13 protein-coding genes are annotated in these 13,371 nt (G+C 61.4%); all 13 read right to left on the bottom strand.

The features are described 5' to 3' along the window. Positions 1–31 precede the first annotated feature (31 nt). Entirely contained in the window at positions 32–1,129 is a 1,098-nt protein-coding gene (locus AC097L_RS04170) for an aromatic ring-hydroxylating oxygenase subunit alpha (protein ID WP_479584908.1), read from the bottom strand. Between the two features lie 15 nt (positions 1,130–1,144). Further along, complete coding sequence (locus tag AC097L_RS04165; protein ID WP_479584907.1) at positions 1,145–1,777, bottom strand: PglD-related sugar-binding protein; 633 nt, start codon at positions 1,775–1,777, stop codon at positions 1,145–1,147. 2 nt (positions 1,778–1,779) lie between these two features. Then, positions 1,780–2,538, bottom strand: a complete 759-nt coding sequence (locus AC097L_RS04160; RefSeq protein WP_479584906.1) for an SDR family NAD(P)-dependent oxidoreductase — start codon at positions 2,536–2,538, stop codon at positions 1,780–1,782. 3 nt (positions 2,539–2,541) lie between these two features. Beyond that, entirely contained in the window at positions 2,542–3,594 is a 1,053-nt protein-coding gene (locus tag AC097L_RS04155) for a 3-oxoacyl-ACP synthase III family protein (RefSeq protein WP_479584905.1), read from the bottom strand. A 24-nt stretch (positions 3,595–3,618) separates the two neighbouring features. Then, positions 3,619–3,846, bottom strand: a complete 228-nt coding sequence (locus tag AC097L_RS04150) for an acyl carrier protein (protein ID WP_479584904.1) — start codon at positions 3,844–3,846, stop codon at positions 3,619–3,621. Between the two features lie 28 nt (positions 3,847–3,874). Continuing rightward, a complete protein-coding gene (locus AC097L_RS04145; protein ID WP_479584903.1) occupies positions 3,875–5,044 on the bottom strand; it encodes a DegT/DnrJ/EryC1/StrS family aminotransferase in 1,170 nt (389 codons plus the stop codon). A 48-nt stretch (positions 5,045–5,092) separates the two neighbouring features. Next, positions 5,093–6,748 carry an O-linked N-acetylglucosamine transferase, SPINDLY family protein gene (locus AC097L_RS04140; protein ID WP_479584902.1) on the bottom strand — a complete coding sequence of 552 codons (1,656 nt, stop codon included), beginning with the start codon at positions 6,746–6,748 and terminating at the stop codon, positions 5,093–5,095. Continuing rightward, on the bottom strand, positions 6,741–7,520 hold the full coding sequence (locus tag AC097L_RS04135; protein WP_479584901.1) for a cephalosporin hydroxylase family protein: 780 nt from the start codon (positions 7,518–7,520) through the stop codon (positions 6,741–6,743). The genes AC097L_RS04140 and AC097L_RS04135 overlap by 8 nt, the downstream gene beginning before the upstream one ends. A 20-nt stretch (positions 7,521–7,540) precedes the next feature. Then, entirely contained in the window at positions 7,541–8,434 is an 894-nt protein-coding gene (locus AC097L_RS04130) for an NAD-dependent epimerase/dehydratase family protein (RefSeq protein ID WP_479584900.1), read from the bottom strand. After that, complete coding sequence (locus tag AC097L_RS04125) at positions 8,431–9,660, bottom strand: class I SAM-dependent methyltransferase (protein WP_479584899.1); 1,230 nt, start codon at positions 9,658–9,660, stop codon at positions 8,431–8,433. Before AC097L_RS04125 ends, AC097L_RS04130 begins: the two co-directional genes overlap by 4 nt. Further along, entirely contained in the window at positions 9,657–10,205 is a 549-nt protein-coding gene (locus tag AC097L_RS04120) for a dTDP-4-dehydrorhamnose 3,5-epimerase family protein (RefSeq protein WP_479584898.1), read from the bottom strand. Before AC097L_RS04120 ends, AC097L_RS04125 begins: the two co-directional genes overlap by 4 nt. A 480-nt stretch (positions 10,206–10,685) precedes the next feature. Beyond that, positions 10,686–11,762, bottom strand: a complete 1,077-nt coding sequence (locus AC097L_RS04115) for an ABC transporter ATP-binding protein (protein ID WP_479584897.1) — start codon at positions 11,760–11,762, stop codon at positions 10,686–10,688. 6 nt (positions 11,763–11,768) lie between these two features. Next, the gene (locus AC097L_RS04110; RefSeq protein ID WP_479584896.1) at positions 11,769–13,364 is read right to left on the bottom strand and encodes an ABC transporter permease; all 1,596 of its coding nucleotides are present in this window, start codon (positions 13,362–13,364) and stop codon (positions 11,769–11,771) included. Between the last annotated feature and the right edge of the window lie 7 nt (positions 13,365–13,371).

The following is a 13,371-nucleotide window of genomic DNA, read 5'->3' as shown; positions in this document are numbered from 1 at the left end:
ACGAGCTGCCGCCATACTGAAACGGGCCCCATCATGGCGTCAGCACCATGTAGGCGCGCTGGAAATGCATCACACGGTCCTCCACTCCCAAACCAATCTGGGCAACCCGACGCGCTTGTCGGACGCCGGCCTGCACCTTGGCACAGATGCCCCCATCCTCATCAAAAACCTGCCGCGTGAAGGCATGGCCATCGGCATGCATGCGCTCCATCATGGCCATCCCGGTCGGGCTCTGCCCCTCGAAGGACACGCCAATCGTGCGCGAATGTACGGTAGTGCGCTCCACCTCCGATGGCTCGAAGACCTGCACATGGAAGCTGTAACCCATGAAAGAAGTCACTGTCAGATTGGGGAAAATCAGGCGGTGGAAATAGTGCTCGAAGCGGTTCGGCCAGCGGCCAAACTTCTTTTCCATACGCGAGAACCGCGCTACCCAGTCCGGATTAGCGCGGTGGATCATGTAGCTATGGCGCGGATCGTCAAGGTGACTAACGGGCGAGAAGCCGGCCAAATCCATGCCCTGCACGTTCATGAAAGTATTGTTGTGCACCGCAGGCACGTGGTAACCCTCGAGCGAGTTCTCGACAACGACCTTCCAGTTGGCCTGTACATCGCCGCGAAACTCATCGATCAGGCCGGTCATGCCGTGGCTGATCTGCTGCAAGAATACCCAGGAGTCGCCTAGATACTCCGAGAGCCCTGGCCCGACATCGGCCAGCCGTACGAAAACGAATTCGCCCGCGCATTCACAGGCGAATTCGATGAGCCGATGTGATTGCGGCGATGCAACAACGGCCGGAAACGCCGCCTTGCCCGGGATCCCTACCGGCACGCCCTCCCGGTCGTACACCCAGCCGTGGTACGGGCAGCGCACGGCCCCGGTGTGCAGCCCGCGGTCGCACAGCTGCGCATGGCGGTGCGAACAGACGTTGAGAAAAGCGCGCGGCCGACCGGTTGCATCACACTGAATCAGCAACTCGGTATCGCCAACCCGCACGCCGCGGTGTGTCAGGTCGGCCAGCTCGAACTTCATGCCCACAAACACCCAGGCCGCGTGAAAAAGTCCAGCCTGTTCGGCGGCATACCAAGTAGCCTCGCAATAACGGGAAGGAGGGATCAGAGCGATCATGTTGATTCTGAAAAGCTAGTTCCAGATGAAACGCCGGGCGGGGTTACCTATCACAGTGTTGCCGGCAGGAATGCGCCCATAGACCACACTACCGGCGCAAACCTTCACACCGTCGCCGATGACCGCGCTGCTGGTGATGACGCAATTGGGATGGATCGTCACGAAGTTCCCTATACGGGCGCCGCCACTGATAGTGCAGTGGCTGTTGATCTGACACCAATCACCTATGCGTGCATCGTGGCCGATAACGGTGTACTCCTGTATGCAGGTGAAGTCGCCGATCAGAACATCGACCGACACGCCGACATGGGGGCCCGTGATGCAACCGCGACCAAAGACGGCATAACGCGACACTTTAGCGCGCGCATGCAAGACTGTGACGAATTCAGCACCGTGTTTCACGCGCAGCGTTTCTGTGTATTTGAAACGCGCCTCAGGATCGCCCAGCGCCGCCATGAAGACATCACCGTCGCTTGGTTCGTAAGTCAGCGGGTCGCCAATGATGCCGATTGAGCGCGGCGTGGCATCCAGCACAGAGGCCCGCGAGTCGAGGAACCCCTTGGGGCGGAAGATCGGATTGTCGTCCTCGATATAGGTGAGCACTTCGCGCCCAAAGCCACCTGCACCCACGATTAAGAGGCTTTTCATCGTCAGGAGATAGTCAAGCCGCCATCCATCACCATGGTGGTTCCAGTGATCCATCGGCTGGCATCTGACAACAAGAATATGACGGCGTTAGCTACATCCTCGGGTTTGCCGAAACCGAGTGGGTAGTTCTTGCGCTCTTCCTCGATGGTCCCAGTAATCTCGGCTGTTGCGTCAAGCAACGGAGACTCAACCAATGCAGGCGACAGGCAATTGACCCGAATCTTACGTTTGACCACCTCTATAGCCAAGCAACGCGCAAAAGCGATCAGACCCGCCTTGGATGCGGAGTAAACGCCGACCCCCGGCACACCAATATGCGAGGCGATTGACGAAACAAACACGAACGCCCCCCCAGGTGCCACCGAGTTGCGCTTGAGCAGGCCCTGGGTCAGCAACACCGGCGCATCAAAATTGATGGACTGCACTTCGCTCAAATGCGCCGCAGTAACCATGCGCGCTGGGCAAAGTCGGGAAATACCAGCGCAGTGCAATACCCCATGCACAGAACCACCCAGCCCATTCACCACCGCATCGCGCTGCGTGCTATTGGTCAGGTCTGCACGTAAGACCCGGTGCGGTGCTGCAGAGGCCGCTGAGAGATCATTTTCCAGCTTGGCTAATCGAATTTCATCGCGACCTACGCCAATAATCTCAGCCCCCATCCGAGCCATCGACATAGCACTCGTATAGCCAAGCCCCGAAGTGGCGCCAGTCACAAGAATGCGCTTACCGAGCAAAGTAAATGGATTGAACTCCGCCATAGGTCAAACTTCCACCAAGGCAGACATTGTGGTGGGGCCCATTTCGTAAATACAACTAGCCCAAGACAAACCCACACCAAAGCCACTCATCACCACCCGGTTACCGCCATTGGCCAGTTCAACTGCGGCACAAACCGTCATGGTGACCGGAATGGAGGCAGAACTCGTATTACCCAAATCGTGCAAGGTGGACGGCGCCTGCTCAGGCGTTAAACGCAGTTTTTTACGGATAGTTTCGTTAATCATCCGGTTGGCCTGGTGGAAGAAAAAATAATCGACCTGGTCCACGCCAAGACAAGCACGCTCGAGCAAGCCTTGAATTGCAGGGGGAATGCGGCTAATGGAAAAATTCAAAATAGCTGGCCCATCCAGAACAATATCGACAGCCCGCCGCACCACCCCATCGGCGTTGGCGCGGGGCACCAAGTGCTCTGGAGTAATCGGATCGCGGTTACCCCCTGAAGGGCAGTAAATAGCCTGATAACCAGAGCCATCACTGTTTAAATCAAAATGAACTGGCGGGGCACTTTCGTCATATTCCAGTGCTGTAGCAGTCCCAGCATCGCTGAACAAAACGACAAACCCCTGGTCTTCCGAATTGGGATTGGTCGACTTGTCGCCTACCAACAAGAGCGCCTTCTTGAGTTTGCCCGCGGCCATCATGCTGCTCAACACAAACAGACCGTAGGGATAGCCGGAGCAACCCAAATTGATGTCAAACGCCATGCAGGTTTGCGGCAGTCCAAGTCGGTCTTGTAGCAACACACCATTACCGGGGTAGGCGTAATCGGGCGACTGCGTCACGACTACCAGCGCCTCAATCTCATCACGGGCCCAGCCCAAATCAGCAATCAATTTTTCCGCAGCAGCAAATGCTAAATCGGAAAAACAAACATCGACAGCTGCAATACGCCGATTTTCAATACCAATATTACGCACCAAACGCTGGCGTTCAGACAGCTTGTCTGGAGGGCAGTCCAGGTTAGACACTACTTTTTTGGGAACGCAACTGGCAACTCCGGCGATGCGCACATTGTTGATTTGGACGTATGCCACGGTGAGTCCTTTTTAGTTTCAACTTCAGCCGACAACGACGCTATAGAGGTCACCCAAAGTGACGCATTTTTTGAGGTCGTCGCCAGTGATGGTTTTGCTGTACTCCATGTCGGCCATAACGATGATGCCCAATGCGGCCAGCGAATCCCACTCCGGCAAGCTAGCCAATGGCGTATCGGCATCAACTTCGACGGCCTCCTGGAAATCTACCGCTTCAAGAAACTTCTCAATAAATGCATTCACTGTAGTCACGGATATATCTCCAAAAAATACCGAAAAATTAAACTAACACTTTGGCGCGATCCATAGAAAGCGCCTGCTCTTCTACTACCGCTATCAACACATGCTGTTGATCAAGAGTCATGGATGGGAAGAATGGCAAACCTATCAAATCTCGGGCGATAGCACGTGCCCGTGGAATGTGAGCATGCTCCCAACACATTGCCGTACCCTGTATTTCGCCCAACAAAGGCTGGTACCACCGGCGTGTCACAACACCCACCTTGGCACACGCACGCTCCAACTGCAAACGCTGCGCGGCGCTAGGCACCCGTACACACAAAAGCACCGGAGCGGCAATATCAACCGAGCCTAAGTTCTGCCAGCGCAATGCCCCCCCTGACACCAAGTCCAGCGAGGCACGCAAGTTCCGGTACAGCTCTCGCCGCCGTTGAGCGCCCAACTCCCATCTGGCCAAAGAAGCTAATGCAACCGCCGCGTGGTATTCACTCATCTTGGCATTGGTGCCAATGCTGGCAAGATGGCCGATTGGCACCGATATACCAGCTTGCAAATTAATACCGAAATTGGACATTTGGCGCACCTTGGCCACCAGTGCGGCATTCGTGGACACTACCAAGCCACCCTCGCCGGCGGGCAAAGACTTGGTGGCGTGCAGGCTGAACACCAGCGTGCCGGGGCTGCCGTGCAACCATTGGCTGCCAAAAGCCCCCGCTGCGTCCACAATCACAGGTAAACCGGTGGACTGCTCAAATAGGCTCCAGGCAGCCATGTCTTGCGGCGCGCCAAAAGTGGCCACAGGAACCACCGCGTCAAACGCCACATGCTGGCGCATCTGCCACGCCACGCCAGGGGTCATCAGCCAACTGTCGAGGTCTACATCGCCCAACACCGGCACATGGCCTGCGCGCACCACGGCCGTGGCGGTGGCCACAAAAGTCAGGGCGGGCACCAGCACCCGGGAGCCTGGGGGCAATTCCAAGGCACTCAAGGCCAGTTCCAGCGCCAGCGTGGCACTGCTGGCAGTGGTGACCACCGCCGCGGGCGTGGCCACCTGAAAGCGTGCCGCCAGTTGCTGCTCCAGCTCACACACCAAGGGCCCAAAATTGGAGTACAGCCGGGCGGCATGCATGCGTTGCAAGTAGGGCATCAGCTCTTGCGGGCTGGGCAGATCCGGCACCAGCAGGGGAACGGAGGTTTCTAAATGCATCTGATCAGTCTACACGCAGCTGCGAGGTGAAATAGCCGGAATAGGTCCCTACTTACCCGCTTGAAAACGCTCTGTTGCAAGCACTGCCGCAGCCACATCGCAGGCACTGTCCAGGTAGCGGGGAGCTTTGCACAGGTAGTTCAGCCACATCAGGCGGTAAGCGGCCTCTACCTCGGCGGTGCGGGCGGCGTAGTCCATCAGCGCGCTGGCCTGCAAGGCCGCCCGGTTGGTCGCGCGGTAGTGCGCTAGGCGCTGGGGACTTTGCAGCAGTTCCAGCGTAAGCCGGATGTACGACTCGTCGCCGCCGCAGGCCACCAGCTCACCCAGACCAATGCCGCCCAGAATCCGGGCGCTGGAAGAATCAATGGCCCGCTGCGCATCCAGCGCTACCACCGGCAAGCCCATCCACAGCGCGTGCAAGGTGGTGGTGCCGCCGGATACAGGTGAGGTGTCCAGTGCCAGGTCGGCCATGAAACCCAGCTCCATAAACTGCTCCAACGGCAGCTCGGGCACCACCGACACCCGCTCTAGCGGCAGACCCGCATCCGCCACCCGCTGCTGCATGGCGGCCTGGGCCGCATCGGAAGTGGACTCTTTCACCATCAGGATCAGCCGGGCATCGGTGTGCTGAGCCAGGATACGGGCCCAGACCCGCAGCATGGCATCGGTCACCTTGAATGAGTTGTTCAAAGAAATCAGGGTCGGGTAGCCGTTGGCCACCATCGGCAACTGCTCCCGCAACGGCGCATGTGCGGGCGGTACATAGCTGGCCATGCACTCCAGGCGAAACAGCTTTTCGGAATAAAACGCCTCGTGGCCCACCGGGTCGGTGCCGCCATCGGTGAGTCGGTAGTCCATGGCTTTCATGCCCAGGGTGTTCATGAAACCCAGCCAGGTGACCTGCACCGGTGCCGCCCGGCGGGCGAACACCAGCAGGCGGTTTTCGGCGGTGTGGCCCGACAAATCCACCAGCACATCGATCTGGTGCGCGCGGATGAGCTGGTACAGCGCACCATCCGGCATGCCCAGAGTGTCGTGCCAATGCGGTACATCTTGCTGCATGGCCTCGGTCATGTGGTCAGGCTTGCCACCCGAATACACATAAATATCCACCTTCGCCGGATCGTGGTGACGCAGTACCGGCTGCATGAAGAAGGCAATGGAATGCACCCGAAAATCGGCCGTCACATAGCCCACGCGCAGCTTTTTACCGGGGCGGCGGTCTTGCTTGTGAAACGGTACGGCCTTGCGGGTCAACGGGTCGGCAAAACGGCGGCCCCAGTCCTGGAACACGGCCAGGGTGCGGGCCGGGTCTTTGTCAGTATTACTGCGGATCCAGGCGCGCAGCACCCAGATGTTGGACTCATGGCTGTGCCGGGCAGCCTCTTCGATCAGCGCCAGCGCCTGCTCCCGGTGGCCTAGGTTGAAATGGGCCAGAGCCAGAAACTTTTGCGCATACGGCAGGCCCGGGCTGAGGTGCAAGGCGGTTTCCAGCACCTCGATGGCGCGGTTCCAGTCAGGACCGAGCATGAAGATGCGGCCCAGGCGGCACCAGGCATCCACCAACTGAGGGTTGACCGCCAGCGCCTCCATGTAATACAAGATGGCGCGCGGGTGGTCCTGCCGCGCCTCGCAGGCCTCGCCCTCCAGCAGAGCCAGTTGCACCGCATCGATCGGGTCCAGGCCGGCCTTCAGGTCAGCCATGGCGCTTCAGAAAGCCTTCTGGGGCCACGGTCACCATTAGGCGCGACTCCATGCTGTGGTCTACGGCGAAGTCGGGGTGGCTGGCCAGCCACTGGCGGGTGGCGGTTTTAGGGTTGTTGCCCACGTCCCAGGGGCGGTCGGCGAAGAAATGGGGCGGCATGTCTTCCACAAAGGTGTCGAACACCACGCAGTAGCTGCCGGGGCTGACCAGCGGCGCGTAGGCATCCAGCTCGCCCAGCACGTGGTCGTGGGTATGCATGGAATCCAGGAACACCATCACTTTTTTATAACCCTGGGCCGCCTCGCGGACCTGGGCCACCACGTCCGGGGCGATGGACGAGCCCTGCACCATCTGGATGCGGCTGGCCATGGGGTGGGCCTGGATGGCAGCGCGGTTGTGTTCGCGGATGTCGATGTCGATGCCAATCACCTTGCGCTGGGACTGGCGCGGGTCGATGGTGCTGCCGCTCTCTATCGCATCGCACATGTCCAGCATCGCCAGCATGGAGGCACTGAGGATCAGCGAGCCGCCATGGGCAATGCCGGTCTCGATGACCAGGTCGGGCCGTACCGTCCACACCAATTCCTGGATGGCCACCATGTCCTGCGGGTACTGGATGATGGGGCGGCCCAGCCAGTCGTAGTTGTAGACGTACTTCTTGTCCATCGAAGTTTGCAGCCATTGGCGCGACAAATCCTGGAAGGCGGTGTCCTGGGTGTAGTCGGCCAGGCGCTCGGCGCGCTCGGCGGCAAATTGCTTTTCGGGGGTCATGGTGAAAGTCCTCGTTAAACCTAGGAAAGCTGGACCATGGCCGCCAGGCCCTGCTCCAGCGTGAATTGTGACCGCCAGCCAGTGGCGCGCAGCCGGGAGGTGTCGCCCACCAGCACCGGCGGGTCACCGGCACGGCTTGATGCCAGCGCCAGCACGTGGGCCGGGTCGGCACCGCACAGGCGGGCGAGGGTTTTGACCACATCGCCTACCAAGGCGGGCTGGCCGGAGCAGATGTTGAAATTACCATTGCAGCCCTGCACCAGCAGCGTGGCCAGGGCACTGGCGGCATCGGCCACCGGCAGCATGCCCCGATAAGCAGCAATGTTCACGCCAAACGGTGGCGCCTGGCCCTGGAACACCCGCACCAGCGAGGGCAGCATGCGCTGCGGTGCTTCGCCTGGACCGAATGGAAAAAAGATGTGGCCCCAGGCCAGCGACACGCCACGGGCCGCACACAGAGCGGTGGCCATGCGGCGGGTTGCATCCTTGGCCACGCCGTACAAGGTGGCGGGGGCATAGGGGCTGACATCTTCCACCAAAGTCCCTTGCGCCCAGTCGTATTCGGCGCAGGTGCCCGCGATGGTCGCGTGCCGGCCACCCGCATCGGCAAAGGCTTGCAGCAGGCGCAGCGTGGCATCGGCCCAGCGGAAGTTGAGGGGCGAGGTCCAGTAGACACCGTATTCGGTGGTCCAGGCCAGGTGCAGCAGATGGGTAGCCCCGGCGTGCTGCACAGCTTGTTTAACGGCTTGTTCCAGGTTCACGCCATCCAGCAGGTCGCAGTGCACCAGGGGCACATCTTCATACCCCAGGGGCAGACTGCGGCCCAGCACCACCACGTCTAGCCTCTGCTGGCGCAGATGGGCGAGCACGTGGCGGCCCAGGTAGCCGCTGGCACCGGTGAGCAGAATCCTCATGGGTGGATGGCCAGGCCCGGCACGGCGGTGACAAAGCGTCCGCCCCATTCGCGGATGTAGCTGAGCTGGTCCATCACCTCGGCCTGCAAGTTCCACGGCAGGATGAGCACATAGCGCGGCTGCTGGGCGCGCAAAAAGGCCTCGTCCAGGATGGGGATGCGGCTGCCGGGCAAGAACTTGCCTTGCTTGGCCGGGTTTTTATCCACCACGTAGGGCAACAAATGCGGCCGCACACCCGCAAAGTTCAGCAGGGTATTGCCTTTTGCTGCGGCACCATAGGCGGCGACGCTGTGGCCGCTGTGCGCGGCACTTACTAAAAATGAGAGCAACTCACGCATGATCCGCATGGGCTGGAGATAAAATTGACTATAAAAATCTGCCGTTTGCATGCCCGCTGCCGTCTCGGCCACCAGTACCTGCTGCACGGCGGGGGTGGCGGGCCGCTGCCCCGTATCGGCGCGCTGTGCGAACACCCGCAGGCTGCCGCCATGGGTAGGCACCTCTTGCACGTCGAACACCCGCAGGCCGTTGGCCGCAAAGATACGTTGCACGGCGGTGAGCGACAGGTAGGAATAGTGCTCGTGGTAGGCGGTGTCGAACTGGCACTGCTGCACCATCTGCTGTAGATGCGGAAACTCGAAGGTGGCCACGCCCTGGGGTTTTAGCAGCACGGCAAACCCGCCCACAAAGTCGTTGATATCGGGCACGTGGGCCAGCACGTTGTTGGCGGCGGTGAGGTCGGCCTGCAAGTCCTGGGCGGCCAGTTCCTGCGCCAATGCCACGCCAAAGAAGCGCTCCACCACGGTGATGCCCTTGGCCTTGGCGGCGGCTGCGGTGCTGGCCGTGGGCTCGATGCCATAGCAGGGCACGCCTGCGGCCTGCACATATTGCAGCAGATAGCCGTCATTGGAGGCAACTTCGACCACCCGGCTGTCTGCACCCAGAGCAAAACGCGCCTGCATGGCATCCACATAGGCTTTGGCATGGACCAGCCAGGAGCTACTGAAACTGCTGAAGTAAGCGTAGTCGTCGGTAAACAGGGCTTCGCGCCCGGCGTGGTCTTCGGTTTGCACCAGCCAGCAGTTCTCGCATACCAGCAGGCGCAACGGGTACCAGAGCTCGGGGGCGTTGACGGTGGCCGCCGTGAGGTAGGCATTGCTGGGCGGGGCGCTGCCCAAATCGAGGAACGGCAAACTCAGTTCCATAGCGCAGTGGCGGCATTTCACACTGACTCTCCTTGAATGCATGGATGGCTGGCATCGCGGGGCGACAGGCCGTGTACCGGCAGCGGCCAGCGAATAGCAAGGCGCGGGTCTTGCGGATGCAAACCTGCCTCACTCTGCGGGGCGTAGGCCTGGGAGTGGCAGTACAGCATCTGCACGTCGGGGGTCTGGGTTTGGAAGCCGTGGGCAAAGCCAGGGGGGATCAGCAGCGCGCAGTGGTTGTTGGCCGACAAAATTTCAGCATGCCACTGCAAATAGGTGGGCGAGTCAGGCCGCAGATCGACTGCTACGTCCCACACTGAACCCTGAAGGCAACTGACCAGCTTCATCTCCGCGTGTGGGGCCCGCTGGTAATGCAGGCCGCGCACCGTACCCGGTTGGGCCGTGAAGGTGTGGTTGATTTGGGCAATAGCGCCCATCCAGCCTGCGGGGGCCAGATCATCGGCACAAAACAGGCGGGACAAAAAACCGCGTGCATCGCCCAATGGCTGGCGCTTCACCACCAAAAGACCGGTGAGCGGGGTTGGCTGGATGTAAAAGCGGCTCATAAAATTTTGAGCATGACCGATCCAGCCACAAAGTGCAAACCACTAAAGGAGGGGGAAACAGGTGGATTTAACGCCAATACGCGCCGGGAGTTGTGCCTATTGCCAACGCAAAACGGCAGCCTAGGCTGCCGTTGTACTGGGGTCTCACCGCGCCGGATATACCGCGCTTCGGGAAAAGCCTCCGAGTTTTTTAAAAAACAGGTCGTTCAGCGCGCTGGCATGCGGCGGCGATCGCGGTCGTCAGAGGGCCAGTTGTATTCGGTGGTAACGTGCAGTGTGGTCATCGGGAATCTCCTTGTGCACCTACAACGAGGCACCCGGCGATTCGGTTGACAACTTTTTTCAAGTACCAGCGCCCCTCCAGACTACACACTGCGTGTTTTCGCCAACCCCTTGCAGGGGGCAACACCAGCAGCCTGGCATAGCCAGTTCTACGGTGTTGTGCGGTTGCTTACGTTTTGGCTCAGTGAGCGTTGGCTCTTATGCAAACACATGGGCTTGGCCCATGACGGTAATTCGCACAGTGGAGCCTAGCGCTGGAATGTGGATGGCCGGGCTGCGCACCAACAAAGGCGCAGTTTGGCTTGGCGCCCCCCCCAGCAGGCGGACGGTCAAGCCGCACAGTGCACCGCCGAAGTCGATGTCTTCCACCACCCCCAGACAGGCCTCGGTGTCATTGTCGGTCTTGCCATCCATGGCATCGGCGGGCACCGGGGTCAGTTGCAACTGCTCGGGTCGGAGCATGATCTGTGCCGGGCCGTTGCGCTGGCTGTCGTTGGTGGCGACCACGCCCAGGGCGCAGGTAGCCCAGCCTTGGGACAGTTGGGCGGGCAAAACGATGGTTTCGCCCAAAAACTGGGCGGTGGCGGCATCTGTGGGACGCAGGTACAAGGTGTGCGGCGGGCCGACCTGGACCAGACAGCCTGCGCGCATCACGGCCACCTGGTCGGCAAACGACAGAGCCTCGGCCTGGTCGTGGGTCACCAGAATGGTGGTGATACCGGCGGTACCCAGCAACTGGGCCACGGCTTTGCGGGTACTGGCGCGCAGGCCAGTATCGAGAGCAGAAAAAGGTTCGTCCAGCAGCATTAGGCGAGGCCTTTGGGCCAGCGCGCGGGCCAGCGCAACGCGCTGCTGCTGGCCGCCGGAGAGCTCATGCGGGCGGCGGGTGAGCATGGCGGGGTCGAGCGCCACCATCTGCATCAGCTCGGTGATGCGCTGGGCGCGGTCGGGCGCGTTGCTGGCCAGGCCGAAGCCGACGTTGTCGGCCACGCTCAAATGTGGGAATAGCGCGCCTTCTTGCGGCACAAAGCCGATGCCGCGGCGGTGGGCAGGAACGGCGTTAGGACCGTCGGCCAGCGGCTGGCCGCCGAGGGTAACGCGGCCCACGTCCGGGGCTTCAAAGCCCGCAATGATGCGCAACAGCGTGGTTTTGCCCGAGCCAGATGGGCCGACGATGGCGGTGCGGCTGCCTGCTGTTACCTGCAGATCGACACCGGCCAGCGCCACTTGGAGGCCATAGCTTTTGCGTACGGCGTGTAATTCTAGAAAGCCCATGTCAGATTAACGTCCAGCCGTTCGTTTGGATTGCACATATAAAAGCCAGGTCATGGGCATGGACAGCAGCACCATCATCAGCGCGTAGGGGGCGGCGGCGGCGTAGTCGATCTCGCTGCTGAAGGCCCAGAACGCGGTGGCCAGGGTTTGCGTGCCAGTGGGGGCCAGCAGCAGGGTGGCGGTGAGCTCGTTGGTGATGCCCAGCGCCACCATCGCCATGCCAGCGGCAGCGCCCGGTGCGGCCAACCGCAGGGTGATGGACCACAGCGCCTGCGTGGGTGTGCGGCCCAGGCTGCGGGCCGCGTATTCCAGCTCTACCGGGGCCTGGGAGATACCGGCACGCAGGCTGACCAGCGCACGCGGCAAGAACATCAGCATGTAGGCCAGCAAAATCGTGGCCACGGTTTGGTACAGCGGCAGCGCCACCCGCACGGTGATGGTGACCAGGGCCAGCGCCACCACCACGCCAGGCAGCGAGCCGACCATGTAGTTGCAGGCCTCCACCACGCGTTGCAGCTTGCCGGGTTTGCGGATGGACAGCCAGGCCATGGGGATCGACACCACCGTGGTCAATACGCCGCCCAACACCGCCCACACCAGGGTTTGGCCCAACGCCGCACCGATCACGTCCAGGTGCCAGACGGAGGCACCGCCAGCAATCAGCCAGCGCACCAGCGTAAACAGAGGCACGCCCAGCGCCAGCAGGCTTGTCAAAAATGGTAGCAGCCAGGCCAGTACCGTCCAGCGGCCCAGGCGGCTGCGCACCGGCATGCGGGCGGCTCCGGTGCCGACGCGGGCGTAGCGCTCGTGGCCGCGCAGGCGGGCTTCCAGCGCCAGCAAGCCAAAGCAGCACACCACCAGCACACCCGCCAGCATGTTCGCCGCCGGGCCGTTGTAGGTGGACTGGAACTGGTCCACGATAGCGGTGGTGAATGTGTCATAGCGGATCATCACGTACAGGCCGTATTCGGCCAGCAGGTGCAGGCCCACCAGCAGCCCGCCACCGCACAGGGCCAGACGCAACTGGGGCAATACCACGCGGTAAAACACCGCCCAGGGCCCCAGACCGAGCGACGCAGCCGCGTCTTCCATACCCGGGTCCAGCCGCCGCAGGGCCGCCGACAAGGGCAAATACATGAACGGAAAATAGGCAATAGTAGACACCAGCACCGCGCCGCCCAGGCCGTGCAGGCTGGGGGTGACCGTCATCCACGCATAGCTGTGCACAAACGCGGGTACGGCCAGCGGGGCCACCGCCAGCGCCGCCCAGGTGCGGGCGCCTGGCAGGTCGCTGCGTTCGGTCAGCCAGGCCAGCGCCAAGGCCAACACGCCGCAGACCGGCACGGTGAGCAGCTCCAGCAGAGCGGTATTGACCAGCAACTCGCCCACACGGGCGCGAAAAATTAGCGGTGCGGCAGTTTCCCAGCCGGTTTGCCAGGCCACCCAGACCACAAAGCCCAGCGGCAGCAGCGCAAACAAAGACACCAACACCGCTGCCGCGCCGACCCATGACAGGCGCGCGCCAGCCATGCGGCGCATGCCATGCGCGGGTGCGCCCACCAGTGCAGGCACGCGGTGCAGATCAGACGGAACGGCAGACACGGAAGGT

The sequence above is a fragment of the Rhodoferax sp. RT5P35 genome, assembly GCF_056521385.1.
Note: the sequence above shows the minus strand (reverse complement) of the source record. Positions and strands in the feature narration are given on the sequence as shown.

What these genes read in the sequence shown, in the direction of transcription:
- AC097L_RS04170 (WP_479584908.1), bottom strand. Translation starts at nt 1,129, where the DNA reads ATGATCGCTCTGATCCCTCCTTCCCGTTATTGCGAGGCTACTTGGTAT.
- AC097L_RS04165 (WP_479584907.1), bottom strand. Translation starts at nt 1,777, where the DNA reads ATGAAAAGCCTCTTAATCGTGGGTGCAGGTGGCTTTGGGCGCGAAGTG.
- AC097L_RS04160 (WP_479584906.1), bottom strand. Translation starts at nt 2,538, where the DNA reads ATGGCGGAGTTCAATCCATTTACTTTGCTCGGTAAGCGCATTCTTGTG.
- AC097L_RS04145 (WP_479584903.1), bottom strand. Translation starts at nt 5,044, where the DNA reads ATGCATTTAGAAACCTCCGTTCCCCTGCTGGTGCCGGATCTGCCCAGC.
- AC097L_RS04140 (WP_479584902.1), bottom strand. Translation starts at nt 6,748, where the DNA reads ATGGCTGACCTGAAGGCCGGCCTGGACCCGATCGATGCGGTGCAACTG.
- AC097L_RS04135 (WP_479584901.1), bottom strand. Translation starts at nt 7,520, where the DNA reads ATGACCCCCGAAAAGCAATTTGCCGCCGAGCGCGCCGAGCGCCTGGCC.
- AC097L_RS04130 (WP_479584900.1), bottom strand. Translation starts at nt 8,434, where the DNA reads ATGAGGATTCTGCTCACCGGTGCCAGCGGCTACCTGGGCCGCCACGTG.
- AC097L_RS04120 (WP_479584898.1), bottom strand. Translation starts at nt 10,205, where the DNA reads ATGAGCCGCTTTTACATCCAGCCAACCCCGCTCACCGGTCTTTTGGTG.
- AC097L_RS04115 (WP_479584897.1), bottom strand. Translation starts at nt 11,762, where the DNA reads ATGGGCTTTCTAGAATTACACGCCGTACGCAAAAGCTATGGCCTCCAA.